Source organism: Streptomyces sp. BR1 (assembly GCF_052373795.1).
In the GTDB taxonomy this organism is placed as follows: domain Bacteria; phylum Actinomycetota; class Actinomycetes; order Streptomycetales; family Streptomycetaceae; genus Streptomyces.
In genome coordinates this window covers 150025-175535 of the sequence record NZ_CM126252.1, presented here as the reverse complement: position 1 = coordinate 175535, position 25511 = coordinate 150025, and the positions used below count along the sequence as shown (strand labels likewise).

Below are 25511 nucleotides of genomic sequence, written 5' to 3'. Positions count from 1 at the left end.
TGGTCGCCGACGGGGATCCGGACCTCGACGGCGATCGACCGCGGAGGGTGTCGACCCCGGTGTCGACACGGGGGAGTTCGTCGGCGGGCCCCAGGTGACTGGGGCCATGTCCGGCTGATCCACACTCTGCTGACGTCCTGTTTCCTGTCTGGTGTTACTGGTGAGAAATATGTGACGCTGATCCGGCGCGGGTGCGCAGTTGGACGAAAGGACAGTTGATGGCAGCGTCGGGTCGACCTGAGCGTGCGGACGAGGCCACCGTCCATGAGGTGGGGCGGCGGCGGTTTCTGGGATATGTGCTCGCGGCCTCGACGCTGACGGTGGCCGCGAGCGTCGGTGAGTCGACCGTCGCGCCCGCACGGGCCGAGGCGGCGGTCCCGTCGCTCCCCGGGCCGTCCGAGATCTACGACCTCAACGACATGCTCACGGACGCCGCGCTGCCGACCGCCAACCTGATCACCATTCAGGTCGACGCGGCCGGCATCGCCTCCTTCGTCCTGCCGCGCGCGGAGGTGGGCCAGGGCATCACCACCTCCTCCGCGATGCTGATCGCGGAGGAACTGGACCTGCCGCTGGAGAAGGTCAAGGTCTCGCTGGCGGACGCACGGCCCGAGCTCCTGTTCAACCAGATGACCGGCGCGTCCAACACCACGATCTCCACCTTCACCCCGATCCGGGTGGCCGCGGCGACGGCCCGGGCCCGGCTCCTGGAGGCCGCGGCCGCGCAGTTCGGCGAGGCCGCCTCGACGCTCACCACCCGCGCGGGCGTGGTCACTTCACCGACCGGAAAGAGCGCGACCTACGGCGAGCTGGCGGCGAAGGCCGCGAGCCGGACCACGCTCCAGCTCGCGGTCACGCTGAAGAAGCCCGCGCAGTTCGGCGTCATCGGCACCCCGCGCGGCCGGATCGACGCGCTCGCCGCCGTCACCGGGCGCAAGCAGTTCGCGATGGACGTGCAGGTGGCGGACGCGCTGCCGACGATGGTGTGCCGCCCGCCGACGATCAACGGAACGGTACGGTCGGTCGACAACCGCGCCGACGTCCTCGCGATGCCCGGCATCACCCACGTAGTCACCGTCCCCACCGGAGTCGCCGTGCGCGGGCGGACCTTCGGACAGTGCATCGACGCCGTACGGGCGCTGCGCGTCTCCTGGGGGCCCGGCACCGCGGACGGAGCGTCCGACGCCACCGTCCTCAAGGAGCTGCGGAGCGCCGAACTCCCGCTGGTGATCCCGGCGTTGGACCCCTTGGTCAAGTCGGTGGACGCGCGCTTCACGTTCCACTTCGCCAGCAACAGCGCCCTGGAGCCCAACTGCGCGATCGCGGACGTCAGGAGCGACCGCGCCGAGATCTGGGGGTCCCTGAAGACCCCGATCGTCGCCCAGGAGAGGATCGCGCTCAAGCTCGGCCTTCCGCTGTCCGCCGTCAAGGTCCATGTCACCGAGGGCGGCGGCTCGTTCGGCCGCAAGCTCTTCTTCGACGCGGCGGTCGAAGCGGCCCAGATATCCCAGGCGATGGGCAAGCCGGTCAAGCTGATGTGGCACCGCACGGACGACTTCCGCCAGGGCCGCACCCACCCGATGTCCACCTCCCGGGTCCGGGCCACGTACGCGCTGGGCGAGGTCCTCTCGTACGAGCAGCGGCACACCTCCGTGGCCACCGACTTCGGGCACGGGCTAGGCGAGATCATCACCTCGATGGCGGCGAAGCTGCCGGTGGGCGATCTCGCCTTCTCCGAGACGATCTTCGAGCTCACCCAGCAGAGCCCGTACCACTTCGGCGCGACCACCCAGCTGCTCAGCGAGGTGGACCACGGCTTCAACACCGGCAGTATGCGCAACATCTACTCGCCCAATGTGCGGTGCGCCCAGGAGCTCGTCGTCGACCAGCTCGCGGCGAAGATGGGCAAGGACGCGTACCAATTCCGCCGCCAGTTCCTCAAGGAGGGCCGGGCGCGGGCGGTTCTCGACAAGGTCGCGCAGGTCGGTGAGTGGGGCCGCCGGATGCCGGCGGGCACCGCGCAGGGGATCGCCGTGCACCCCGAGTACCACGGGTTCGTCGCGGTCCTCGCCGAGATCGACTGCCGTCCGGAGACGACGGGCAGGCAGATCCCCGACGCGTACACCGGCCCGCGTGTCACCCGGGTCGTGTGCGCGGTCGACGTGGGCCTGGCCGTCAACCCGCGCGGTCTGGAGGCCCAGATGATGGGCGGGATCATGGACGGCATCGCCGTCACCCTCAGCTCCGGCCTCCATCTGAAGGACGGCCACTTCCTCGAAGGCAGCTGGGACAACTACTTCTACACCCGCCAGTGGAACACCCCGCCCGAGCTGGACATCATCGTGATGCCGCCGACCGGTGAGAAGCCGGGCGGTGCGGGGGAGCTGGCCGTCGCGGGCGCGATGGCGGCGGTCGCCTGCGCCTACGGCCGGGCCACCGGCACCATGCCGACCACTTTCCCCATCAACCACGACGGCCCGCTCGGCTTCGAACCGCTGCCGACCGTCCCCCCGATCCCCGCGTCCCCCACCGACGGCCTCGGCCGCGCCTACTAGGAGCCCCCGTGCCTCTGCACACCTTCATCCTCAACGGAAAGCCGGTCTCGGCGGACGTCGAGGACGACGTACGGCTGCTCTGGGTGCTGCGCGACGTCCTGGGCGTGACCGGACCGAAGTACGGCTGCGGCCTCGGCGTCTGCCAGGCCTGCACCAGCCACATCAACGGCAAGGCGTTCAACCCCTGCTCCGTGCCGGTCGAGGACATCCGCCCGACGGACGAGGTCACCACCATCGAGGGCCTGCCCGCCACGGTCGGCAAGGACCTGCACCCGATGCAGGAGGCGTGGCTGGAGTACGACGTGGCCCAGTGCGGCTACTGCCAGCCCGGCCAGATCATGGCCGCCGTTGCCAAGGTCCGCCAGGCCCGCGCCGCCGGCCATGAGATCGGCGACGCGGACTTCGACGAGATCCGCAACATCTGCCGCTGCGGCACGTACCACCGCATACGGGAGGCGATCACGGCGGGAGCGAAGAACTTCTAGCGGAACCTTCGCGGGGTGCCGCGATCTTTAGGGGCGTGGGGAACCGCGCGACCAGCCACGCACGGTCCGCAGCCGAAGCCGGCCCCACCCCCCCCGTGGCGGGCGTCGGCCCTGATATGCCAGGGTCCGTACGGACTCGTGGGATGATCTCCGCGTTGGTCCGGAGAACGTCAAGCCTTGATCACGGTTCGGCAAATTTGGAAACCTTGTCCCGCCCCCGTTCATCCCCGGAGGCGGAACACGACCGTCGTGCCCCGAGGGGCAGAAGCAAGCCGGAGCCATTCTGATGTCGCACGCGTCCACCAGGACCAGGAGCGAGACATACCAGTCCCAGGGCCACCGCCGCGCCTCCAAGGCCCGGAGGTGGTTCTTCGTCGTGGCATCCCTCGTCCTGCTGGGGGCGATCGCCTGGCCGGTCATGAGCTATTTCCAGATACCGCCCTTCACGGACAAGGGCGACCCGATCTCGTACGGCAAGATCGACAACAAGCCCGGCGGGACCCCGCAGCAGCCCGCGGACTCCAAGACGCTCATGCCGACCGGTCCGGATGCCAAATTCAAGATCTCCAGCACGCTCAGTAACGGCACGCATGTCGGTGTCACGACGATCACCGGCAAGAAGTCCGGCTTCACGGGCAAGGTGTGGGTCTGGGCGCCGAAGGAGTACGACGACCCGAAGTACGAGAAGAGCGGCTTCCCCGTGCTGATCGCGCTTCCGGGCGGCCCCGGCTACCCCAACAACTACTGGATGGACAACAACCTCAAGCTGGAGTCGTCCATCTCCAAGTGGGCCGAGAGCGGCAAGGGCAAACCGTTCCTGCTGGCGATGCCGGTGCTCAACCCGCACCCCGACGACGGCGGCCTCTACTGGGACGGCAGCGACATCCCCAACCAGCCGAAGATGGGCACCTGGCTGACCGAGGACGTGCCGGAGCTGATGAAGGAGAACTTCCGGACGATCAAGTCGCGGGACGGCTGGGCCTTCATGGGCTCGTCCTCCGGCGGCTTCGCGGGCCTCAAGGCCGTCCTGAAGCACCCGGACAAGTTCAAGGCGGTCATCGCGTCGGGCCCGGACATCGTCCCCGACTCGCGGCTGTGGAACGGCCACCCCAAGGAGAAGGCCGAGAACAACCCCGAGGTGCTCTCCAAGCAGCTGATCGCCGCCAAGGGTCCGGACGTGTACCTGGCGTTCCAGTACGGGACGAAGGAGAAATCCGTCATCCCGAAGGTGGACAAGTACATCGCCACGTACGGGAACAAGGGGCCGATCCATACGCATCTGGAGGTCATCCAGGGCGGTGAGCACAACGCGGTCTCGTACATCAAGGGGATGGACGAGAGCAGCATGGCCTGGATCAGTGAACAGATCGAGGGGCCCACTGCCTCGCAGTGACGCGGGGTGTGAGGTGTGAGACATGAGCGGCGGCCGGGCTTGTGCCCGGCCGCCGTTTCCCATGCGGCGGTCAGGCCGGGGTGCGGCGCCTACGGGCGCGTTGGCGCAGTACGCCGACGGTGCCCAGCGCGAGGGCCCCGGCGGCCGCTCCTGCGATCAGCCAGGGGCCGGAGTGCGAGACCGGCTCACCGGCGACGGTGACCTCCGCGGTCACGGGTCGATGGCCGTGGCCGGCCATCACGGTGAGCGGGTACGTCCCCGGCCGAAGATCGTGGCGCAGGTTGATATGCCCCGCGTACAGCGTGGACCCGTCGTCGCACTTGCAGCCGGGGTCGTCCGGGCTGTCCGTCCGGATGGTCACGTCGTGCTCGAAAGCGGGTGACCTGACGACACGCGAGCCCCCGCTCTCGGCGAAGTGCTCGTCCGCGAGCACCACGACGACCTTGCTGCCCGGCCGTACGGGGTCGCCCATGCGCGTGGAGTGCGTCAGAACGCCGAACCGGCGGACCGTGAGCGAGTTGACCGGCGCGACCTCCAGCGGCGCCGTGGCGACCGCCCGGCCGTGGCTGGTGGCGGTGAGCGTGTACGTGCCCGGCGCGGCGTCGGCGCGTACGGGGTAGCCGCCCCTGGCCGGGACGAGAGCGGAGTCGCGGGAGCCCTTGCCTTCCGGGGTGAGGTGGATCGGCTTCGCCAGCGCGGGCGAGGTGACGGTGACCTCGTCCCACCCGGCGGGCATGTTCCGGATGCCGACCCCGAAGGAGTCACCGGCCTCGACGCGGTTGCCGCTGAAGAAGTCCAGCTGCGGCCTGGAGGCGGCGCTCGCCGAGGCCGTGGGTGCGGGCGCGTCGGCCGACGCGCCGGAGGCCGGGACCCACCAGGGGGTCAGCAGGGCGAGACCGATGACGGCCGCGGCCCGAACCGTGCTGCGCGACACCGTCGTTCCTTCCCCCGGATACCTCCCGGGAAGTCTTCACCGGCGCTCACCGGCCTCTCCCGGAAGGGCGCTCACAGGAGAAGAGCCCGGTCGGCCTTCGCGGGTTGCGTCGCTTTAACCAACCTTTGCCTCATGGCCGTTGGGAGCGTCGGCGCCGGGCTCGCGGCCGCCGGGGTGCTCACCGCCACGGGCGCGGCGTTCGCGCACGTCACCGTCCATGCGGACAACGCCGCCAAGGGGGCCACGGACGGCGTTCTGACGTTCCGGGTGCCCAACGAGGAGAGCGGCGCGGACACCACCAAGGTCCAGGTGGTCGTGCCCACCGACCACCCGGTGCTCTCCATGCTGGTCACCCCGGAGGCGGGCTGGACCGCACAGGTGACGACCACCAAGCTGAAGACTCCGGTCAAGACGGACGACGGCACGATCAGCGAGGCGGTTTCGGAGATCACCTGGACCGGCGGCACCATCAAGCCCGGCCAGTACCAGGACTTCCATGTCGCGTACGGCCAACTGCCGGACAACGCCGACCAGCTGACCTTCAAGACGCTCCAGACGTACTCCGACGGCGAGGTGGCCCGCTGGATCGAGGAGAGCCACCCGGGCCAGGACGAGCCCGCGAACCCGGCACCGGTGCTCAACCTCACCCAGCCGTCGCCCCAGCTGTCCAAGTCCGGCACCCAGCCGTCCGCTTCGACCGCCCCCAAGGCGAGCGCGTCCAGCAGCGACTCCACGGCCCGGGGGCTCGGCATCGCGGGCCTGGCCGTCGGAGTGCTCGGCGTGGCCGCAGCCGCCTTCGCCGTCCGCAGCGCGAGGTCCGCACGCGGCTGACGCCGTCGGTGGATCCGTCTCAGGGTGTACATCCTTGGAGCCACTGCCACGCGGCAACTTCGACCGCCGGGGTGATGGCGACCGCCCACCGCGCACGGCAGCCTTGGCCGCATGGTGAGAATGACAAGCTCTGTGACGAGACGTCAGAAGAGCGTATCTGTACGGAGGTTGGCGCCCTCCGTCGTCGCGCTCTGTCTGGCGTCGGTCACGGCGGCGCTGCTGCCCGGATCCGCGTCCGCCGCCCCGTCGACCCCGGCCGTGCGGCAGCCCTCCGGTGACCACGGCTACACCGCACAGATCCGCCGTACCGAGTACGGCATCCCGCACATCCTGGCCCATGACTACGCGGGCCTCGGATACGGGTACGGGTACGCGTTCGCGCAGGACAACGTGTGCCAGCTCGCCGACGAGGTGGTGACGTTGCGGGGTGAGCGTTCCACGTATTTCGGCGCCACGGCCGACTCCGGTGACGGCACCCCCAACCTCGCGAGCGACACGTACTACCAGGGGGTGCGCAAGGCCGGTACCGTACGGCAGTTGCTCGACCGCCCGGCGCCCCTCGGTCCGACAGTCGAGCTGCGCCGTATGGTCGAGGGCTACGCCGCCGGGTACAACCGCTATCTCCGGGACACCGCTGTGGCGAAGCTGCCCGATCCGACCTGCAAGGGGAAGCCGTGGGTCGGCGCGATCACCGCCATGGACATCTGGAACCTCATCCATGACCTCAACGCCAGCAGCGGAGCGGCCTCGTTGAAGCAGGCCATCGGCACCGCGACCCCGCCGGGCGCGGGCAAGTCTTTGAAGCCCAAGCCGCTGCCGTCCCGTACGACCTCGTCCACACGCGCCAAGAGCGACCTCGGCAGCAACGGCTGGGCCCTCGGCCGTGATCTGACGCGCGGGCGGGACGGCATGCTCCTCGCCAACCCGCATCTGCCCTGGATCGGCAACTACCGCTTCTACCAGGTGCAGTTGACGATCTCTGGGACCCTCGATGTGTCAGGCGCGGGTATCTACGGCACACCCCTCGTCGAGATCGGCCACAACCGGAACGTGGCCTGGACGCACACCACCAGCTACACCGACCACGCCTCCGTCTACCGCCTCACGCTCGCGCCCGGCGACCCGACCAGCTACCTCGTGGACGGCAAGGCGGTCCCTATGACCCGCCGGACCGTACCGGTCACGGTCCGGGACGCCGACGGCAAGCAGTCCACCGTCACGCGCACCCTGTACAGCTCCCGTTACGGACCGGTCCTCGCCGATGGCTGGACGGCCACCGAGGCATACGCCCTGCGCGACGCGAACGCCGACAACCTGCGCTCGATGAACGAGTGGCTGGCGATGGGGAGAGCGAAGAACCTCGCCGAGCTGAAGCAGGCGCAGCGCACCTACCAGGGCGTGCCCTGGACATACACGATCGCCACCGACACCAGTGGCACGGCGTACTTCACGGACTCCTCCGTCGTCCCGCACGTGAGCGACGACCAGCTGAAGCAGTGCGCTGTGCCGGGCGGCCACGACGACCTGCCTGTCGTGCTTGACGGTTCGCGCACGGCCTGCGACTGGGGCAGCGACCCGGACGCGCTCGTGCGCGGCCTCTTCGGCCCGGCCAGTCAACCCCAGTTGACGCGTACGGACTATGTGGCCAACTCCAACAACGGCTCCTACCTCACCAACCCCGCCGCGCCGCTGACCGGTTACCCGAGGATGTACGACACCAGTGGCAACCCGCTGGGTCCGCGTGCGCAGCTCGGGCTCCAGATGATCGCCGGTCGCCGGGACGGCACCGACGGGCTCGGCAAGCCGGGGTTCGACCTGTCCACGCTTCAGGCGAGCATGCTCGGTGACCGCGACTACACCGCCGAGCTCGGCCGGGACGACGCGGTCGCGATGTGCCGTGCGCACCCCGTTCTGACGGCCACCGACGGCAGCCAGGTCGATGTGCGTGCGGCCTGTGACGTGCTCGCCGCCTGGGACACCCGCGACGACCCGGACAGCCACGGCTCGGTGCTGTGGCACGTGTTCTACAACGGCATCCGGCGCGGGCCGCACCAGTGGTACCGGGTGCCGTACGACCCGGCGCAGCCCCTCACCACCCCGCGCGGCCTCAACGGCGACGACACGCAGGTGCGCGGCGCCCTCGCGGACGCGGTGCAGACGCTGGCGGCCCGCAAGGTCCCGCTCGACGCGCCCATCGGGAGCGTCCAGCGCTGGAACGGGATCCCGCTGCCCGGGTGCTCCGGGGGCGAGGGCTGCTTCAACGTGGTCAACGCGTCCCCCGACTCGGGCCGCGGAGGCGGTACCGGGCCGGTCGAGCCCGACGCGTACGCGTCCGGGTCCAGCTTCATCATGGCCACACAGCTGACCCCGCAGGGCCCGCGCACCCGGACGATCCTCACCTACGGCGAGTCCGCGAACCCGCGGTCGCCCCACTACACCGACCAGACCGAGCTGTTCTCGCGCAAGCAGTGGGTCACCGAACGGTTCACCGAGGCGGAGATCGCGGCCGATCCGCAGGGGCGGACCACGGTCCTGCGTCGGTGACCGGCGGCGGGTCCGGTCAGGGGATCGAAGGGCGGCCGGCGATCGCGTCGTACACCCTGATGCGCAGACGGCGGCGCCAGCCCTCGCGCTCCTCCCGGACCCGCGCCCGCTCGGCCTTGCGGCTGCCGGGCGGGTAGTGGGCCCGGGCCCAGGGCGAGCCGGGGCGGGCCAGGCGCAGGGCACCGACCACGGCGAACAGCGGGACCAGGACGCCGAGCAGGCCGGTGAAGGCCTTGCCCTTGCTCAGGGCGACCAGTGCGAAGGCCGAGTTGACGCCGACCACGACCGCGTACGTCCAGCCGGAGACGGGAGCGCCGTCGACCGACGCGTCGTTGACGCCGAACGGTGCAGCTCCCAGCAGCAGCAGTCCGCAGACCGCCGCGCCGAGCACCACGGTGTCGACGGAGAGCCTGCCCTCCTCGGACCAGTAGACGTCCCGCAGATGCAGGATCAGGGCGAACTCGTCGAGTACGAGCGCCGTGCCGATGCCGAAGAGCGCGGCCTCGATCTCGGCCCATGGACGCTCGCCGCCGATCGGCGAGGCGAGACCGAGACCACCGATGATCATGAAGACCACGCCGAAGACGACATGGTGGATATGGAGCCCGCCGGGCGTGACGTTCTTGGGCCACCAGGAGACCTCGGCGCGGATCATCCGGACGCTGAACCGGATGAAGAGGAACGCCCCGAGGAAGCCGAGCAGCAGGAACAGCAGTGGCTGCTTGCCCGGGTCCAGGATCTCGCGCCGGTACCAGTCGCCCATGGGTCAGTCCGGCCCGCCGGGCCGCTGCCGGTCGTCCATGCGGTCGGCCCCTTCTCGTGCCCCTCGCGCTGTGCGCAGCGTAACCACGGCGGGGCGGACCGGCATATCGGGGCGCCGCCGACAGCGCCTCGTCAGCCGCCGGCGCCCCGCGCGCGGGCGAGCCGGGCTTCGAGGCCGTCGAGGACGCAGTCGAGACCGTCGGTGAAACCGTCGTCGCGGGCGCTGCCCACCTGCTGCTCGCGCTGGAGGGCGTACAGCCTGCGCAGCCGGGGGTAGGGCTCGACGGCCCGTTCGGCGGCGGGCCACAGACCCGCCACCCACTCCTGTTCGCTCATACCGCTGCGGGCCAGCGTGGTGAGCCAGGCGGCCTCGGTGGTCGACACTCCGATGGCATACGCGGCGACGGCGTTGACGGCCCGGTCCGCCGCCTCCAGGGTGAACCCGGCCCGCTCGAACACGCCGAGCAGGCCCTCGGACATCCGCATCATGTTGGGTCCGAGCGCGGCCACTCCCGCCTCGCCGAGCACCGACACGATCCACGGGTGGCGGTGGAAGGCGGAGCGCAGGCTCTGGGCGCAGTGGGTGGCGGCCGCGCGCCACTCGTCGGGGCTGTCCGTGGTGTCCGGGACCTCGATCTCGCCGTAGATCTCGTCGACGACCAGCTCGATGAGCTCGTCCTTGTTGGCCACATGGGTGTAGAGCGAGGTGGCGCCCGCGTTGAGGCGGCTGCCGAGCTTGCGCATGCTGAGCGCGTCGATGCCCTCGGCGTCGAGCAGTTCGAGGGCGGCCGACACGATGTGGTCACGGCTCAGCGACGGCTGCTCACGCTTGCGGCGCTGGGGGCGGGTCCACACCGAGGGGATGGTCCGCGTCGGCTGGGTTTCGGCCGGCATCCGGCCTCCTCTCTCTTTCGCCCCAGCGTATCGGCTCGACGGCACGTTGTACGCCGCCACGAACGGCGTACGCAGGGCGAACAGTGTATGGCGGGGGAGTGGGGAATCCGGCGCGCGCCGGGCAGCCCCGAGCCCCCGGCGTGGAGGCGGGGCGTCCGTGCGCCGGTCGTGTCACCGGTGAGCCGACCGGCGGCGCTGCCGCACGGACCGGCGTGGGTCTTCGGGGGCATCATCTGCCCGCTGCTGTTCGCAGTGTGTGCACGCGAGGGGGTGCGAGGGCGGGGGGTTCAGCCAGTAGGCGCCCGCGAGTTCGGCAGGGTGGGCGCGGGCTCTCTCCTCTTGGGAAGCGTTCATATCCGGTCCAACTGCCCTTCCGCCGCCGGGGGGACGGGGTGCGGGCGCTCTGCAATCGGATCGTCACCCGCGCCGGAAGAAGTGCCTCCATTTGGGTGGACTTGCAGGTCAGGCGGACCCCCACCTACGGTTGGCGGGCCGTGGTGTTCGGGAAGACCGGTGCAAGACCGGAGCGGCCCTCGCCACTGTGATCGGGTCCCACAGCGTTCAGGCCATGAACGCCTTTGGTAGCCCGTCCCGTTGTGCCACTGGTGCCCGTGAGGGCGCTGGGAAGGCAGGGGCGGTGCGACACCCGTAAGCCAGGAGACCGGCCACGGCATCTCGCAAATGATCCACGAGGTGCTGGAGCGTGAACGAATGACCCTGCCCACTCCGTTTCACTGGCGGCGTGAGGACACCGTCCGAACTGCCTGGCTGCTGGCGGTGATAGCCGCCCTGCACATCGTCGCGTTCGGGATCCTCTTCCTGCTGGTGGTGCCGCGTCACTACGAGGTCGGCTCGAAGACCTTCGGCCTCGGCCTGGGCATCACCGCGTACACCCTCGGCATGCGCCATGCCTTCGACGCCGACCACATCGCGGCGATCGACAACACCACCCGCAAACTGATGGCCGACGGCAAGCGGCCGGTGTCCGTGGGTTTCTGGTTCGCGCTCGGGCACTCCAGCGTGGTGGTCGTGATGGCCGCGCTGGTCGCCGGGGGCGCGCAGCTGGCGGGCACCCTGATGAACGACGACTCGCGCACCCACCAGACGCTGGGCGTCGTGGGAACCACCGTCTCCGGCTCGTTCCTCTACCTCATCGCGGCGCTCAATCTCGTCGCCCTCGTCGGCATCCTGCGGGTCTTCCGGGCGATGCGCGCGGGAACGTACGACGAAGTGCAGCTCGAACAGCACCTGGACTCACGCGGGTTCATGAACCGCATCCTGGGGCGGTTCACCAAGTCGATCACCCGCCCCGGCCAGATGTACCCGCTGGGCTTCCTCTTCGGGCTCGGCTTCGACACCGCCACCGAGGTCACCCTGATGGTCATGGCGGGCTCCGGCGCGGCGGCCGGACTGCCCTGGTACGCCGTCCTGTGCCTGCCGCTGCTGTTCGCGGCGGGCATGAGCCTGTTCGACACCATCGACGGTACGTTCATGAACTTCGCCTACCAGTGGGCATTCTCCAACCCGGTCCGCAAGGTCTTCTACAACCTCACCATCACCGGGCTCTCGATCGCGGTGGCCTTCCTGATCGGCACGATCGAGCTGGTGGGCGTGCTGCACGACAAGCTCGACCTGAGCGACGGGCTCACCGGGTGGGTCGCCGGACTCAACCTGGACAACGTCGGGTTCATCATCGTCGGCCTCTTCGTCGCGGTGTGGGCCGCCGCCCTGGCGTACTGGCGGCTGGCCAGGGTCGAGCAGCGCTGGGCGGTGCGGGCCGCCGCGGCCGAGGTGCCCGGTCAGGGCAGCCCGGACACGGCCGCACCCGCGGACGTCATCTGAAGGCCACGACGTTGTCCGCCGCCCACGCGGCGAACGTACGCGGTGCCCGGCCGAGTATCCGCTCCACGGCCGGGCTCACCCGCCGCTCCTCGGGCGTGGGTTCGCCGAGGATGCCGAGCGTGCCCTCGACCGCGGGCTCCGGCATGAAGCGCAGCATCAACTCCCGCGCCTCGGACCGGCTCTGCTCGACGAACCGCACCGGCGTCCCCAGCGCATCACCGATCGCCGTCGCCTGCTCGCGCGGCGAGACCGGGGCCGGTCCGGTGAGTTCGTACGTCCGGCCCGCGTGGCTCCCGTCGCGCAGGGCCGCGGCGGCGACGGCGGCGATGTCGGCCGGATCGATCACGGGCAGGCCGACCTCGCCGAAGGGCGCGGTGACCAGCCGGTCCGAGCGGACCGAGGCCGCCCACATATAGGCGTTGGAGGCGAACCCGCTGGGCCGCAGGACCGTCCAGCCGAGGCCCGACTCCCGTACGGCGTCCTCGAAGGCGCGCAGCCGGGCGTGCGCGGGGGAGTCCGGCCGGGTCGCGGTGGCCTGCGAGGACTGGAGGACGACCCGCCGGACCCCGGCTGCCCGCGCCGTGTCGAGGATCGCGTACGGATCGAGGCCCTCGCCGTCACCGGGGACCAGCAGATACAGCGCGGCGGCCCCGTCGAGGACGCGCTTGAGGCTGTCGGGCCGGGCCGGATCGGCCTGCTGGAACTCGACGTTGCCCGGCACGTTCCCGGTCGGCACCCGACGGGAGAGCGCCGTGACCCACTCACCCGCTGCGGCGAGGGTGTGGACGAGATGCCGTCCGACATTTCCGGTGGCTCCGGTCACCACGATCATGATTTCTCCAAGATGGTCGGTGTGGCGCGGCTTTCGTTCCGCCGCGCTCGATCTGTACTCATCCTGGAAGCCGAACTGGCCATCTCCTGGCCAGTTTCCCAACGAGAATGATCGGTATGAGAGCCGATCGTCTGGTGGCGACCCTGCTGTTCCTGCAGACCCGCAGGCGCGTGACCGCGCGCGAGGTGGCGGCGGAGCTGGAGGTGTCCGAACGCACCGCGCGCCGCGACCTGGAGGCGCTGGCGGCCGCCGGCATCCCCGTCTACTCCCAGCACGGGCGGGGCGGCGGCTGGTCGCTCGTCGGCGGGGCCCGCACCGATCTCACCGGGCTGACCGCCACCGAGATCCGTGCGATGTTCCTGGTCACGGGGCCGTCGGCGGCTTCGCCCGAACTGCGTACGGCACTGCGCAAGTTGATCCGGGCGCTTCCCTCGACGCTGCGGCCCGACGCCGAGGCCGCGTCGAAGGCCGGGGTCCTGGACGGCACCGACTGGTGGCGCCTGCCCGTCACGGCGGGCACGCCTCAACTGGACGCGTTGCAGCACGCGGTGGTGGAGGGCCTGCGGATCCGGCTCGGCTACGCCCGCCCCGGCAGCCCCGCCGGTACGCGCACGGTCCACCCGCTGGGCCTCGTCACCAAGGCGGGGGTGCCGTATCTGGTGGCGGGTGTGGAGAAGTCCTCCACGGAGGCGAGTGAAGACGCCACCGCGACCGACGCCGGTCTGCGGGTGTTCCGGATCGACCGCATCACCTCCGTGGAGCTGACCGCCGACCCCGTCGTCCGGCCCGACGGCTTCGACCTGGCCACGGCCTGGCGCGAGTTGGCCGCCCCGATGGAGGAGCGGATGCGCGGGGCGACCGTACGGGGGCGGGTCGAGCCCTCGGCCGAACGCGTCCTCACGATCCTGTTCGGCGGCCGTCTGCGCCTCGGTGGCCGACGGGCCGACGGCTGGCTGGAGATGGAGATCGACGGCCCGTCGCCGCGGATCGTGGCCGCGCAGCTGGCCGGGCTCGGCGCGTGCGTGGAGGTCCTGGAGCCGCCGGAGGCCCGCGACCGGCTGGCGGAACTGGCCGTCGAACTCGGCACGTTGTACGGGAAGCCCTAGGGTGCGCCGGACGGCCATCGGCCCGGGGCGTGTGCCCCGGGCCGATGGCCGTCCGTGCCAACTGAACGTCAGCGAGGGTCCCGCTCCACCGGGATCCACAGCGCCGCATCCGCCTGCCCCGCCTGCTCCTGCGAGAACCGCACGCGCAGGATCTCCGGCCCCGGCCTGCTCCGGTACGGGTTGGAGGGGAACCACTCCGTGAAGACGTCCCGCCACATGTACTGGAGCGACTGCGGGAACGGCCCGGAGTTCTCGAAGACCGCCCACGTGCCGGCCGGGACGGTGAGCGCGTCCAGGTCGTCGGGCGGGGTGAGCCCCGTCACCACCGCGTGGTAGTAGTCGAGTTCGGTGCCCTCCGCGCGGCTCGGGTCGATGTCGTCGGTGACCGACACGATCCCCTCGGGGTCCTGGTCGGACAGGCCGCTGATCCGCTGCACGGTCTCCTGGCCGATGCCCGCGATGAACTCGGCGATCGCCGGGTTCACCCCCTCGTGTATCAGGGGGACCCGGGCCTTCTTGCCGACCACCCGGAACTCGTCCTTCTCCACTACTCGGTATCGCATACTGCTGCTCCCTTCGACGATGAGGCGGAAGGACATCCGGGGCTGGGAACTCAGGGCCGCGCCGGTCCGCCGGGCCTCGCCCGGGCCGACACCGTGCACGGCCCGGAACGCCCGGGCGAACGCCTCGCCCGAGCCGTAGCCGTATCGGACCGCCACCTCCAGCAACGTCCGCTCGTCGGTGAGCACTTCGGCACCCGCGACGGTCATCCGCCGACGCCTGATGTACTCCGAGAGCGGTAGCCCGGCGAGCGCGGAGAACATGCGCCGGAAGTGGTACTCCGACGTCGCCGCGATCCGCGCCAGCTCGGCCGCCTCGATCGGCTGATCGAGACGGGCCTCGATGTGGTCCATGGCCTGGTTGAGCCGTTCCAGCACCCCGGCCTCCTTCCTTGTGATCACCACGTTAGGAAGGACCCAGTGTCCCCGACCCGACATTCTGTGCCCGAAGCGGTCGGGTGGGTGCGCGGGTACGCCGGTCCGGGCATGGGAAAGGGGTTCCGAGGAAATAGCGCGGGGCACCTTAATGCGTGCCTGTCGAGATCCGCTCAATATCCGGCCGATAATTGTGTGGAGACGTTTCCGGACAGGTGAATCCGGCTGTGGGCATCGCCGGAACACCATCTCACCTGGGAGTTCATTGACGCGCGTTCCCCACATGCACGTTTTTTCGCCAGACGTCGTGACGCTTGTTGATGCCCGCGAACGAGGGGTCTATGTTTTGCGAGCGGCGGGAATTGGGACACGGAAAACCCTTCTCGCCGTGCGAACCGAAACCAGGGAAGGGGGTGACAGAAATGAAGCTCGTCATCGAGATCGTCGAGGACGCCCAGGTGCTGGTGCACCACCCGGGCACCTGACATCGGCCCCATGGGGGCCGAGTGCGAAACAACGCGAAGTAATGCGAAGGAACGCGAAAGTCCGGCTGTGATGCGGGCAGTGCATCACAGCCGGACGTCGTTTTCGGGGCAGCGCCCCGCTGTTGCCACGGTACGCCTAGCACGCCCGGGGAGAGTGATGAAGGTCCGTCGCTGTGAGCAGTTGGTCTGCCGCTGGCTCGTCGGCGGTCTGGAAGTGGCGATTCCCGGGCGGCGGCAGTGGATCCGGCTGACCGACGATTTGCGCAAGGTGTTGGACAGAGCCGGTGAGGGCATCGAAGTCGACGACCTGGCGGCCGCGTTCGGCGCCGACAACGAAGCGGACGTACGCGAGGCCGTGGCCGCGCTCACCGGGCTCGGCGTGCTCGTCGACGTGGACCGGGCACCGGGTACGCCGCCCCTGTGGGAGCGGTGGGGCGCCCTGGCGCAGCGCATGCACCTGGAGGCGCGCGACGCCGACTATCTCGTCGACTCGCCGCAACGCGCGGAGACGGTCGACGCCATCGTCGCCGAGGGGGGCGCGCCGGGCGCGTTCAAGGAGTACCCCGATCGGCCCTCGCTGCCGCTGCCCCGCAGACCGCTCCCGCTGAACGCGCCCGTCGAGGACGTCTTCGCCCTGCGGCGCACCCACCGGCGCTTCTCGGACGACCCGGTCACGCTCGACGAGCTCGCCACCCTGCTGTTCCACAGCTTCGCCCCCCACCGCTTCCTCGACGGCGGCGCGTTCGGGACCCAGCAGTGCCGGGTCAGCGCGTCGGCGGGGGCCCGGCACGAGGTCGAGGCGTACGTCGTCGCCTACAACGTCACCGGGGTGCCGCCCGGCCTCTACCACTACTCGGTGGCGCGCCACAGCCTGGAGCTGCTGGACGACGATGTCCCGCGCGAGCGGATCGCCTCGCTGACGTACCGTCAAGACGCCTCATACGCCGGGGCGTTCACCGTGCTGACCACCGCCGTGGCCAATCGCCTGGCCTGGAAGTACCGGCATCCGCGCGCCTACAGGCTGTGGATGTACGACGCCGGGCACTATGCCCAGACCTTCGCGCTCACCGCCAGCGCGCTGGGGCTCGGCCCCTTCCAGACCGTGGCGTTCGTCGACAGTGAGGTGGAGCGGCTCCTCGGTGTCGACCCCGACGAGGAGTTCGCGGTGTATCTGCTCGCGGCGGGCGTTCCCGAGGCGTCCGGCGGGCTGCTCCCGGCCGGCTTCGCCCTCCCGGCGCCCGGGCAACGCCGATGAAGGAAGACACCACCGCGCCCCAGGACCGTACCGACGAGGCCGGTCCGGCCGACGCGTCGACGGGCGGCAGGCTGCGCGACCATCCGCAGTTCCTGCGGATGTGGCTGGGGCAGGCCGGTGGAGCCGTCGGCGACCAGGTGCTGCCCGTGGCCCTCAGCCTGTACGTCCTGCACCGGGGTGGCGGCGCCGCGGACGTCGGGCTCGTCCTGTCCGGCCGGGCCGTCTCGCTCGTCGTGTGTCTGCTGGCCGGGGGAGTCATCGCCGACCGGATGCGGCGCACCCGGGTGCTGATCGCCGCCGACGGCTTCCGCTCGGCACTGCTCCTGCTCACCGCGGTGCTGCTTCCCGTACTGCCGCTCGGCCTGCTGCCGCTGGTCACCGCGCTCGTCGGGGCCGGTGAGGCGCTGTCGCGGCCCGCTTCGCGCTCGCTGCTGCCCAGGCTGCTGCCCGATGGCCTGCTGGAGCGCGGCAACGCGCTGGTGTCCGCCGCACAGCGGGGTTCGGCCGTGCTCGGCGCCCTTGTCGGGGTGGCGGCGGTGGGTCTGATCGGGGTCCGGGCGGCGCTGTCGGTGACCAGCGTGATGTTCGCGCTCGCGGTGCTCGCCGTGCTGCGGGTCCCGGACACCAGGCCCTCGGCCGGCGCCCGCGCGCCCGTGCTCGGCGAGGCCGCCGCCGGGATCCGCGCGATCCGCCGGCGCCCGTGGGTGCTGGCGGTGATGGGCACGGTGTGTCTGCATCTGTTCGCGGGTTCGGCGACGGCGCTCACGCTGCTGCCCGTGGTGGCGCGCCGCGAATTCGGCGGTGACGTCGCCTACGGGGTGGTGCTTGCCGCGATGAGTGTGGGCGGGCTGCCCGCGATCGCGCTGGCCGGACGGTGGCGGCCGAAAGCGCGGGGCGCCGTGAGCATGCTCGCGCTGACGGGGTACGCCCTGGTGCCGCTCAGCCTGGCCGGGCCGTTCCCGCTGCCCGCCGTGGTGTGCTGCTTCGCGGTCGGCGGATTCGTCATCGAGCTCTACTTCATCTACTGGGTCTCGGCGCTGCAACGCGCCTTCCCCGATGAGCTGTTGGGGAAGGTCTTCGCCTTGGACCAGCTCAGCGCCTATGCCCTGCTGCCCCTCGGGTACGCGCTGGTCGGGCCGCTGGTCGCCGCCGTCGGCGCGCGCGCCACCCTGCTCGGCGGCGGGGCCGTGGTGGCGGCGTCGAGCCTGCTGTGCCTCGCGGTGCCGGGCGTCGCCCGCCTCGCGGATGTGTCGAAGTAACGCCGACAGGTGCCCCTCACACCGCCGCCGCCAGATAGCGCAGCGACACCGGCGCCCGCCGGACGACGCTCCTCGTCCGGGCCGCCAGGATCTCGCGCAGCAGCTCCTCGCGCTGGTGCGCGGCGCCCGGCCGCCCGGTGAGTACCCGCCGCCAGGAACTGCTCCGGGCCGGCGAACGGCCGTCCGGGGCCCGGTACTCGGCCCGGCACTCCAGCAGGATCGTCCCCTTGGCATCGGACGGCAGCCGGGACACCGTGATGCGTACCGACGTCTCGGGGAAGTCCACGCGGACCGTGTCCAGGCGGCACGAGACATGGTGGGCGTCGGCCAGCCGAGGGTCCCCGATGATGAGGACGAACCGGAGCGCGAGGCCCTCGGGCCGGGCACGCGTGCGCCGGGGCTGCCCGTTGTCCGTAAGGGAGTTGATGAGATGGCGGGGCCGTGTCATGCCGTCACCTCGGTGAGCCGGTCGGCCGGGGCGGTGCCGTCGGTGTACGCCGGGGAGAGCGACAGGACCGCCCGGGCGATCGCGTCGGCGTCCCCGAGCAGTACCGAGTCGACCCCGGGGCGGGCCCCGGCGGCCGTCAGCCAGCGCACGGACTCCGTCGGGACCCCGAAGGCGAAACGCCGTTGGTGCGCGCGGCCTTGAGCATCGACGACGTGGTTCGGCCTCCGGGTGATCTCCAGGCCACCGGTCTCGTACGTACGACCGCAGGCGGCCGGTATGCGGAAGGCGCGGCACTGTCCGGTGTCCAGCATCCGGCGCAGCAACGGGTCCGCCGTCTCGCGCAGATCGGGCGCGGGCAGCCGGGCCTCGATCAACGCGGACGCCCGATAGCGCGCGCCCGGCACGGCGGGCGATTCCACCACGAAGGCGGGGTCGTCCCGGTCGACACGGACCTGGATGCCCGGGCCCACCACCGTCAGGACCCCGGCCTCGATCAGCGCGGCCATCTCCTCGATACGGGAGACGGGCGGGCCGATCGACAGGAACGCGTCCAGTCTCGTGTACCAGCCGTCGAGTTCGTCGCGGTGCGAGTCGCCGTCCAGGCCCGCGTGGTCGACCACGAGCCTGATCTCGTTGCGCAGATCGCGCAGTACGTCGACGGCGGCCTTGTGCGGGTCCGAGACATTGCCGCCCCTGGCCCGCCGGACGTCGTCGCCCAGATACGCGAGCAGCCAGTCGCGGAAGTCGTCCGGGTCGGTGAACGTCCTTTTCCAGTACGGGAGTTCCGTGTGTTCCCAGTCCCATCGGTCGTCGTCCGCGATGCCGAAACGGCGTACGAGCTCGGCGCGGGCATCCTCGTCGGAGGCCGACGCGTACGCCTCGGCCAGCTGGGCGCCGTCCGCCGCGCGCCCCCGCGTGGTGAGCAGGCGGCGGTAGTAGACGGCCTCCACCTCGGCCGCGATGAGCGGCCACAACGACGTGGAGAAGTACGGCCGTTCGCCGTCGTCGCGGCACTGCCTCAGCTTCTCGATGGTCTGCGGGGTCAGCAGCCGTGGTGTGTGGCGGCCGTGGGCGCCCTTCTCGTTCTCGCCGCGTGCCTGGTAGGGAAGTCCGCGTCGTGATCCGGCGAGGAGACGGGGTTCGCGTCCGGACGGCAGATAGCGCAGTCGGCCGGGCCGGTGGGGATCGGGCTCGAACCGGCCGCCGCGTCCGCCGGTGAACAGTGCCATGTGGTCGAAGAAGCTGAGGCCGAGGCCGCGCAGCACCACCGACTCGCCCGGGCCGATGGGGGAGAGGTCCAGATCGGCGGGGTTGGCCGGGGGCAGATACTTGAGGCCCAAAGCCCTGGCCCTGCGCGCGAGGTCGGTGGTCGCCCGGGAGCGTACATGGCCGAGGGTGAGCACCACGGCGTCGAGCCCCGTCAGCAGGGTGCCATTGGCGAGCCGCAGGGTCTGTGCGCCGCTGTGGTCGTCGAGGGCGACCGCCGTCGAGCGATGCACGATGACGGTGACATGCTCGGGCGCGCCGGTGACGACCGTACGGAAGCAGTCTTCCAGGTAACGGCCGTAGAAGGCCCGTGTCGGATAGTCGTCGGCGCCGAGGCGGCGTGCCTCGGCCAGGGTGGCGTCGTCATAGCCGCCGAGAAGTTCCTGCAACCTGCTCAGGCCGCACAGCCCCCGTGCCCAGTCATGGAGGCTCGGGCCGGTCTCGACCGGCCCGGCCATCTCCACGGAAGCGTCGGTGTAGACGGTGGCCTGGGACGCCACCGTGTTCATCAGCAGCTCGCGCGGCTGGTCGGTGCGCCATACGCGTCCGGCGCCGGGCCGTTCCGGGTCGACGAGATGGATCGTGACCGCCGCGTGGGAGGCGGCCGCGCGCTCGTTGGCGCAGAGTCGTTCCAGCACCGACAGGCCGCGCGGTCCGGCACCCACGACGCAGACGGTTAGCTCTGTACTGCTCACGGAGCCTCCCCGGGCGGGCATCACTGTTCGAGGCAGAACTCGGCGATCGGGTAGCCGACATGGCGGTCCTCGCTCGGCAGGAACCCGAGCACCTTGTCGCCGGGCTTGAGCTCGGTGCTGTTGAGTACGGTGCCGCCGGGCCCGAGGACCCGTACGTGCCAGTCGTCCTGGAGGATCAGGTTGGCGGTGCGGCCGTCGGGCCCCACCGCGTCCACGGACAGCAGCGGACGGGACTCGATCTTGACGCGGCCCACGGTGACCAGCCGGGTCTTGCCGTGGATGTCCACGGCGGTGACCTTGCTGCCCGCCTTCAACTCGCTGAGGTAGCTGGTGCGCGCGTCCTTGGCGAGGGTGTACGAGTGGATGGCGCCCGCGTTGACGCGGAACGGCCGGGTCGGCATGTACGGCAGCGGATGGGTCTCGCTGACGCACAGGATCATGCCCTTGGAGTGCGAGCCGACCAGGATCCCCTCGTCCTTGCGGAAGTACGTGGCGGTGTCCACGCACGCCCGCTCGCCCATGCCGACATGGGCGGTGGCGGTGATCTCCAGCTCGACCAGTTCCAGATCGGGCACGCCCGCCTCGGCCGCCTGCTTGAGCGCCGAGGCGTCACCGACCCGTACGGGGGCCATCAGGACACCGTCCGAGCCGAGTTCGAGGACACCGAAGATGATCTCGGCCTCCTCGACGTCCTGGGCGACGGTGATGAGACTGCCCTTGGCGCCGGCGGCCGCCGCGATCACGATCTCCAGGGGGATCTTCGTGGGGTCGCGGAAGAGCAGCACGCTCCACTGGTCGGTGCGGCCGGAGCGGCAGGCGTCCTCCAGGGTCTCGGCGTCGACGATCTCCACGAACCGGCCGAACTCGATGTCCGGGTGCAGGGTGGCGAGTTCGGCGGGGTCGCCGTGTTTCGCCGGGTCGACGACGACCACGTCGGCGGCGCCGAAGTCCTCGGGCAGCGGCTGGCCCTGAGGGAACAGGATCTTCTTCACGGTGGGCGGCAGATTCTCCAGGTCCGCGGTGTTCGCGGCGAGGATGCCGTCCACGCGCGCGTGGATCGCCTCCTCGATCACCGCCTGCTTGGCGGAGCCGACCGTGCGGATGTCGATCCAGCTGAGCTTCACAGCACACCTGCCAATCGCGTGGGGGAGAGGGTGAGTTCGTCGGTGAGGGAGCCGTGGACGATGTCCGCGATGTCCCGTACGGCCTGTCGGGGGGTGGGCGAGGTGAAGATCCGTCGCCCAACCGCCAGGCCCTGGCAGCCGGACGCCAGGGCTTGGCGGGCGAACTCGGGCAGGCTCTGGCGGCTGTCGACGCCGCCCGCGACCAGGACCGGCACCGGGGAGCTGGCGACGACTTCGGCCATGCGCTCCGAGGGGCTGGCGAAGACGGTCTTGACCAGGTCGGCGCCGAGGTCGGCGGCCACATTGACCACGTGGGCGACGAGTTCGGGCGAGGGGAGGCCGGTCATTCGCGGGCCCCGCGGATAGATCATCGCGAGCAGCGGCATGCCCCAGCGGTCGCAGGCGGCCGCCACGGTGCCCAGATCGGCGAGTTGGGCGGCCTCGGTGTCGGAGCCGATGTTGACGTGGACGCTGACCGCGTCGGCGCCGAGGCGCACGGCCTCCTCCACATCGGCGACCAGGACCTTGGCGTCGGTGTCGCCGGCATGGACGGTGCTGGCGCTGAGGTGGACGATCAGCGAGCAGCTCGACAGGAGTTGGGGGTCGATCAGCCGCGCCCGGCCCTTGTGGACGACGATGCCGTCCGCGCCGCCCGCCACGAGATCGTGGACCAGATCGTGGAATCCGGCGGCCGTGGTGATCGGTCCGTCGGACACGGAGTGGTCGAGCGGAATGAGGAGAAAACGGCCGTCTCCATGACCGGAGAGTCTGGCCAGACGCAATGCGGTACCGGGTCGGGCGGTTCTCACCATGGGCTGCTCCTCGAACGGTTACTCGATGTCGGTTTGAGAAGATCCACAGGAAACCGGGCGGAAAAACTTATTCCGTCCCCGCGCCCTTCCCTGTGTCGTTCCCTTCATCGTTTACGGAGTGCCAGCAGCGTGGCAAAGGCCGTTCGAGAAACTGTCGGTAAGACGTCGAAGCCCAGTTCAGGGCGGGTGTGCGCGGATTCGCGCGAATGGTCCGCGTTGGCCGGTTGTGCAAGTGGGGAATCTCCTCACTTGCACAAGACGGGCGATCTCCACGGGTGGGAAAACTTTCATTTTCCCGTACTGCGGGCCCGGCAGGAGTCTGTTTAATCGTGCCGATCTCTGTGTATCTTCGGGCCACCGTGATGGTCCAACCACGAGTTGCCGATACCTGGCGACCGGACTGCGCAATGGGGGAATTGTGTACCTTTCCGTGTATCCAGCAGACGGTCGACTCGACCGCCGTGCGACGCCCGAGTTCCTACCCGAAGAGAGCGGCCCGGACCGCATCGACTGCGGTGTCCTGGGCCCCCTGCGTATCGGCACCGGCCCGAGTGCCGAAGCGGTGACGGTCCCGCCGAAGATCCGTACAGTGCTCGCCATGCTGGTGGTGCACACCGACCAAGTGGTCCCGGTGTCGGCCCTGATGCGCGAACTGTGGCAGGAGCGACCACCCGTCAGCGGCTTACGGACACTCCAGACGTACGTCCTGAACTGCCGCAAGCTGCTGTCCCGCCTCACCGGTCTGCCCGCGCCCGTCATCACCCAGGACGTCCTGGTGACCCGGGCCGGCGGGTACGGCCTCAACGGCACTCATGTGCGCCTGGACTGGCTGGAGTTCCAGCGGCTGGCGGAGCGCGGTGTACGGGTCCTGGCCACGGGCGACGAGCCCGGCGGCATCGAACTGCTCGACGAGGCCCTCGGGCTGTGGCACGGCAACGCCCTCGCCGACGTACCGGCGGGCCCGGTCCTGGAGTCCAAGCGCCGGCTGTACGAGGAGTCCCGGCTCGGCGTCATCGGATCCCTTGCCGAGGCGCGGATCCGGGCGGGCCTGCACCAGGAGGCGATCACCCAACTCGCCGCCGCCACCAGTGAGTACGCCCTGCACGAGGGGCTGCACGCGCACTACATCCGGGCGCTCGCGCTCGGCGGCCGCCGCGCCGAGGCGCTGGGGGTCTTCCAGAGTCTGCGCGCGCGGCTGATCAGCGAGATCGGGATCGAGCCCGGGCATCCGCTCCAGCAGCTCCAGCTCACGGTGCTGAACTCGGGGTCGCTCGGCATGTGAACACCCCCTCGTCCTGGGCCCGGTGGACGTCCGCCCGGGCAAGGGGCAAGCGCCGGTCGGGCCGCTGTCGGCGGTGGTCCGGCCGGTGCGTCCACGGCCCCCGGATCTCACCACACCGTGTGGGCCCGGTGGTCGAGGGAGACGAAACCTTCCGGGGCGGCGGCCGCGTCCCTGAGCCTAGCCGCCAGGTCCTGCCACACCTCGGCGCAGGCCGTGGCCATCGCGGAGACCGCGTCGGCGCAGTGGCTCGGCACCGAGTCGGCCACCCGGTCCCACTGCTGGGGGTCCGCCATATGGATCTCCATCATGCGCAGCAACAGGCGGCCCGTCTCCGTCAGTCGCAGGGACGGGTCCCGGCACAGACTCCGGAACAGCGCCTCGCGGACCTCGGCCGACATCCGCAGCTGCGGACCCTGGTGATCGGGGCACGCGGCCGAGGGCCGTGCGGGCGCCGCCTGTTGGCCCGTACTCCCGGAGCTCACCTGGCGGCGCTTGGCGGGCACCGGGTCCTCGCCGCGTTTGAGGCGTTCGCGTACGTCGCGCACGGTGCCGGGGGAGATGCCCGCCTTCTGGGCGATCTCGCGCAGCGAAGCGCCGGGGTTCTCGGTGATGAGTCGGCTCGCGAGGCGGCGCCCCTCGGTGCTGCTGAGCGGGCGGACCCGGCCGTCCTTGCCGATCCTGGTGGACAGGTGCGTGGAGTCCGTGCGCATTCTGCGGCGCTGCGCGCCGACCGTCTTGGCCGAGAGCCCGGTGACCGACGCGATGGCCCGGTCCGACCAGTTGTGGTGGGTACGGATGATACGGGCGGCGGCCGCCGTGCGGTCGGCGGGCGAAAGGGGCAGCCCGTGCATGATGTTGGCCTCGACGGCGAGGATGAACGCGTCCTGCGGCGGGCCGTCGTAGAACCGCGCCTGGATGGTGAGTCTGCCCCGTAACCGCGCGGCCTGCAGGCGGTGCATACCGTCGATGACCCGCATGGTGGGGCGGTGCACGACGATCGGCGGAAGAGGGTCCTCCGACTCGGCGAGCAGCCGGGTGTGTTCGCCGTTCTCGCCGAGGCGGCGAGGTGAGTCGGCGCGCAGCAGTCGGCTGATGGGCACCGTTTCCACGGCGGACAGGGCGGGTCCGGGCAGCGGGATGCGGCCGTCGGCGAAGCTCATGTTCCGTGCACCTCATGGAGTCGGGCTGCCGGGGCAGTCGGCGGGTGGGGCAGGGAGCGGGAGGCGTGCCTGTGGTCCGGGCTACTCCGAGCCGACCAGCCACTCCCGTACGTCCCGCTTGGCGGTTCCCGAGCTGTCGGCGTCGATGGTGTCGGCGAGTTCGGCGATGGTGATCTCCTTCAGCGCGCCACGCCACGCCTTGTCGGCGCTCTGCATGGCGCGGTTCACCGCGCACGGCTTCACGCACTCCTCGGCCGGCAGCGCCAGGGGGCCCTGGCGGCGGATCTCCGTGCAGCGGAAGGCCGGTTCGCGTCCGTCGACGGCCTGGACGACGTCGAGGACGGTGATGTCCTCGGCGGGCCGCGTGAACGAGTAGCCGCCGGTCGGCCCTGGTGTGGAGCGCAGGATTCCGGCCTGGGAGAGGGCCTGGAGGTGCTTGGCGAGGTAGCCCGGCGGGACGCCGTGCAGCTCGGCGAGGCGGGCGGCCGGTACGGGGGCGTGGCTCTGGCCGAGGGAGACGCAGCAGTGCAGGGCCCACTCGACGCCGTTGGAAAGCTTCATGACGCCAGGATAGCTATTCCGGTTATTAAGTGTCCGCGATTCTGCTATAAA

The 25511-nt window shown here is 70.6% G+C and carries 21 protein-coding genes and 1 riboswitch; of the genes, 10 read left to right on the top strand and 11 right to left on the bottom strand.

The window, feature by feature from the left end; translation table 11 throughout:
• Positions 1 to 218: 218 nt before the first annotated feature.
• The 3 genes from ACT1U9_RS00760 to ACT1U9_RS00750 all read left to right on the top strand — a co-directional run bounded on the left by ACT1U9_RS00760 (position 219) and on the right by ACT1U9_RS00750 (position 4433).
• Positions 219 to 2555, top strand: coding sequence for a molybdopterin cofactor-binding domain-containing protein (locus ACT1U9_RS00760; RefSeq protein ID WP_444536401.1), 2337 nt, complete (start codon positions 219 to 221; stop codon positions 2553 to 2555).
• Positions 2556 to 2563: 8 nt separating this feature from the next.
• Positions 2564 to 3040, top strand: a complete 477-nt coding sequence (locus tag ACT1U9_RS00755; protein WP_444536400.1) for a (2Fe-2S)-binding protein — start codon at positions 2564 to 2566, stop codon at positions 3038 to 3040.
• Between the two features lie 286 nt (positions 3041 to 3326).
• The gene (locus ACT1U9_RS00750) at positions 3327 to 4433 is read left to right on the top strand and encodes an alpha/beta hydrolase (RefSeq protein ID WP_444536399.1); all 1107 of its coding nucleotides are present in this window, start codon (positions 3327 to 3329) and stop codon (positions 4431 to 4433) included.
• Positions 4434 to 4503: 70 nt separating this feature from the next.
• Here the strand turns inward: ACT1U9_RS00750 and ACT1U9_RS00745 are convergent, their stop codons facing one another.
• Positions 4504 to 5367: a hypothetical protein gene (locus ACT1U9_RS00745; RefSeq protein ID WP_444536398.1), complete on the bottom strand. Its 864-nt coding sequence runs from the start codon at positions 5365 to 5367 to the stop codon at positions 4504 to 4506.
• A gap of 132 nt (positions 5368 to 5499) precedes the next feature.
• On the opposite strand from ACT1U9_RS00745, the gene ACT1U9_RS00740 reads away from it, so the two are divergent.
• Both ACT1U9_RS00740 and ACT1U9_RS00735 read left to right on the top strand, forming a co-directional pair.
• Positions 5500 to 6198 carry a YcnI family copper-binding membrane protein gene (locus ACT1U9_RS00740; RefSeq protein ID WP_444536397.1) on the top strand — a complete coding sequence of 233 codons (699 nt, stop codon included), beginning with the start codon at positions 5500 to 5502 and terminating at the stop codon, positions 6196 to 6198.
• A gap of 132 nt (positions 6199 to 6330) precedes the next feature.
• Complete coding sequence (locus tag ACT1U9_RS00735; protein ID WP_444536396.1) at positions 6331 to 8742, top strand: penicillin acylase family protein; 2412 nt, start codon at positions 6331 to 6333, stop codon at positions 8740 to 8742.
• A 16-nt stretch (positions 8743 to 8758) separates the two neighbouring features.
• Here the strand turns inward: ACT1U9_RS00735 and ACT1U9_RS00730 are convergent, their stop codons facing one another.
• Positions 8759 to 9505: a hypothetical protein gene (locus tag ACT1U9_RS00730; protein ID WP_444536395.1), complete on the bottom strand. Its 747-nt coding sequence runs from the start codon at positions 9503 to 9505 to the stop codon at positions 8759 to 8761.
• Between the two features lie 131 nt (positions 9506 to 9636).
• Entirely contained in the window at positions 9637 to 10398 is a 762-nt protein-coding gene (locus ACT1U9_RS00725) for a TetR/AcrR family transcriptional regulator (RefSeq protein WP_444536394.1), read from the bottom strand.
• Positions 10399 to 10876: 478 nt separating this feature from the next.
• A riboswitch (cobalamin riboswitch) is annotated at positions 10877 to 11082 on the top strand.
• Here ACT1U9_RS00725 and ACT1U9_RS00720 point away from each other — a divergent pair.
• A complete protein-coding gene (locus ACT1U9_RS00720; RefSeq protein ID WP_444536393.1) occupies positions 11080 to 12240 on the top strand; it encodes a HoxN/HupN/NixA family nickel/cobalt transporter in 1161 nt (386 codons plus the stop codon). It overlaps the preceding riboswitch by 3 nt.
• Here the strand turns inward: ACT1U9_RS00720 and ACT1U9_RS00715 are convergent.
• The gene (locus ACT1U9_RS00715) at positions 12233 to 13072 is read right to left on the bottom strand and encodes an NAD(P)H-binding protein (RefSeq protein ID WP_444536392.1); all 840 of its coding nucleotides are present in this window, start codon (positions 13070 to 13072) and stop codon (positions 12233 to 12235) included. The two genes, ACT1U9_RS00720 and ACT1U9_RS00715, sit on opposite strands and share 8 nt — an antisense overlap.
• Before the next feature lie 116 nt (positions 13073 to 13188).
• On the opposite strand from ACT1U9_RS00715, the gene ACT1U9_RS00710 reads away from it, so the two are divergent.
• Positions 13189 to 14178, top strand: coding sequence for a helix-turn-helix transcriptional regulator (locus tag ACT1U9_RS00710; RefSeq protein WP_444536391.1), 990 nt, complete (start codon positions 13189 to 13191; stop codon positions 14176 to 14178).
• Between the two features lie 68 nt (positions 14179 to 14246).
• On the opposite strand, the gene ACT1U9_RS00705 is transcribed toward ACT1U9_RS00710, so the two are convergent.
• Positions 14247 to 15116 (bottom strand): AraC family transcriptional regulator, encoded by an 870-nt coding sequence (locus ACT1U9_RS00705; protein WP_444538968.1) that lies wholly within the window; start codon positions 15114 to 15116, stop codon positions 14247 to 14249.
• A gap of 639 nt (positions 15117 to 15755) precedes the next feature.
• Between ACT1U9_RS00705 and ACT1U9_RS00700 the strand changes: the two genes are divergently transcribed.
• Complete coding sequence (locus ACT1U9_RS00700; protein ID WP_444536390.1) at positions 15756 to 16853, top strand: SagB/ThcOx family dehydrogenase; 1098 nt, start codon at positions 15756 to 15758, stop codon at positions 16851 to 16853.
• On the top strand, positions 16850 to 18112 hold the full coding sequence (locus ACT1U9_RS00695; RefSeq protein WP_444536389.1) for an MFS transporter: 1263 nt from the start codon (positions 16850 to 16852) through the stop codon (positions 18110 to 18112). Before ACT1U9_RS00700 ends, ACT1U9_RS00695 begins: the two co-directional genes overlap by 4 nt.
• A 16-nt stretch (positions 18113 to 18128) precedes the next feature.
• On the opposite strand, the gene ACT1U9_RS00690 is transcribed toward ACT1U9_RS00695, so the two are convergent.
• From ACT1U9_RS00690 to ACT1U9_RS00675, 4 genes are read right to left on the bottom strand one after another with little or no spacing between them, the layout of a single operon-like run.
• A complete protein-coding gene (locus ACT1U9_RS00690; protein ID WP_444536388.1) occupies positions 18129 to 18560 on the bottom strand; it encodes a hypothetical protein in 432 nt (143 codons plus the stop codon).
• Positions 18557 to 20521, bottom strand: coding sequence for an FAD/NAD(P)-binding protein (locus ACT1U9_RS00685; RefSeq protein ID WP_444536387.1), 1965 nt, complete (start codon positions 20519 to 20521; stop codon positions 18557 to 18559). The genes ACT1U9_RS00690 and ACT1U9_RS00685 overlap by 4 nt, the downstream gene beginning before the upstream one ends.
• 20 nt (positions 20522 to 20541) lie before the next feature.
• A complete protein-coding gene (locus tag ACT1U9_RS00680; protein WP_444536386.1) occupies positions 20542 to 21645 on the bottom strand; it encodes a 3-dehydroquinate synthase II family protein in 1104 nt (367 codons plus the stop codon).
• Positions 21642 to 22457: a 2-amino-3,7-dideoxy-D-threo-hept-6-ulosonate synthase gene (locus ACT1U9_RS00675; RefSeq protein WP_444536385.1), complete on the bottom strand. Its 816-nt coding sequence runs from the start codon at positions 22455 to 22457 to the stop codon at positions 21642 to 21644. Before ACT1U9_RS00675 ends, ACT1U9_RS00680 begins: the two co-directional genes overlap by 4 nt.
• 430 nt (positions 22458 to 22887) lie before the next feature.
• On the opposite strand from ACT1U9_RS00675, the gene ACT1U9_RS00670 reads away from it, so the two are divergent.
• The gene (locus tag ACT1U9_RS00670; protein WP_444536384.1) at positions 22888 to 23739 is read left to right on the top strand and encodes an AfsR/SARP family transcriptional regulator; all 852 of its coding nucleotides are present in this window, start codon (positions 22888 to 22890) and stop codon (positions 23737 to 23739) included.
• A gap of 107 nt (positions 23740 to 23846) precedes the next feature.
• On the opposite strand, the gene ACT1U9_RS00665 is transcribed toward ACT1U9_RS00670, so the two are convergent.
• Together ACT1U9_RS00665 and ACT1U9_RS00660 are read right to left on the bottom strand one after the other, a co-directional pair.
• Positions 23847 to 24899, bottom strand: a complete 1053-nt coding sequence (locus ACT1U9_RS00665) for a ParB/RepB/Spo0J family partition protein (RefSeq protein ID WP_444536383.1) — start codon at positions 24897 to 24899, stop codon at positions 23847 to 23849.
• 81 nt (positions 24900 to 24980) lie between these two features.
• On the bottom strand, positions 24981 to 25460 hold the full coding sequence (locus tag ACT1U9_RS00660; protein WP_444536382.1) for an RrF2 family transcriptional regulator: 480 nt from the start codon (positions 25458 to 25460) through the stop codon (positions 24981 to 24983).
• Positions 25461 to 25511: the final 51 nt, after the last annotated feature.